This is a genomic window from Milkweed yellows phytoplasma str. MW1 (assembly GCF_000309485.1).
Lineage (GTDB): Bacteria > Bacillota_I > Bacilli_A > Acholeplasmatales > Acholeplasmataceae > Phytoplasma.
In genome coordinates, this window is the sequence record NZ_AKIL01000096.1 from 1 (window position 1) to 998 (window position 998).

Here is a 998-nt window from a genome sequence, read left to right on the forward strand (position 1 = left end):
TATATAAAAATAATAATAATTTGTTAATTTAAAATAAATATGCTACAATATTATTGTAGCATTAGTTTTTTAAGTTATTTAAAAAAATAAAAAAGGTTCAAAAGGTGAAATTTACTGTGGCGGATGAAACTTTAAACAACATTTTTAATCATTTAAAAAATTATTGGGTCCCATACTTGATTTTATCGAGTATTATTTTGGCCGGACCGCTTCAAAAACTAGTTAAGTTATTAATGCGTTTTGTTTTGTTTCTTTTGAATTTTTTTTTCGGAGAAGAAAAAAATGATATTAATAAAGAAAATCCGCAAATTTCCATTCAAAACCAATTATCAGATGATGTATATAAAAATAAAAATTTATCTTTAATAGAATTAACTATTTTGGAAATGAATAGAAAAGAAGAAGCAAAAAATTCCAGAGAAAAAGATAAAGATATTGATTTAATTAGGTTAGAATTATATCAAAGCAAATTAGAAAGAAAAATAGAATTACACCAACAACAAAATTTCTTTGAAAAAGAATTATTAAAACAAAAATTAGAACTTTTAGAAAAAGAATTATTAAAAAACAGTATTAAAAATAGTTTTAATTTTAACGGTAACGAAAAAAACCAAAGAAAGAACGAAAATTCTAATAATAACAATTCTAACGATAATAATGGTAATAATTCTCCAGAAGGAGAAAATGTTAACAAAAAACCTATTGACCTTTCTTTCATCGAAGAAACCATCAATAAGCAGATTCCTGAAAGTTTGAAAAAAATATTTAATCAATTAAAAAACGTTTCTGAAATGCAGTTATTTATGTTAAATAACATGCCTATGAATAATAATTCTTTTTCTTATTATGATGATCAAAAAAACGCCTTATATATTGACCCAAAAGATTTTCCTTTTGTGAAAGCCCTTTTAGTGGATAAGACGAATAAACAATTAAAAAATTAATCTTTCTATAGAGTAAATAAAAAAAATCAAAATATAATTATTTTGATTTTTTTT

1 protein-coding gene is annotated in these 998 nt (G+C 21.9%); it reads left to right on the forward strand.

All coding sequences use genetic code 11. The features are described 5' to 3' along the window. Nucleotides 1-104 precede the first annotated feature (104 nt). On the forward strand, nt 105-944 hold the full coding sequence (locus RI76_RS03220; protein ID WP_017192488.1) for a hypothetical protein: 840 nt from the start codon (nt 105-107) through the stop codon (nt 942-944). The last annotated feature ends 54 nt before the right edge of the window (nt 945-998 follow it).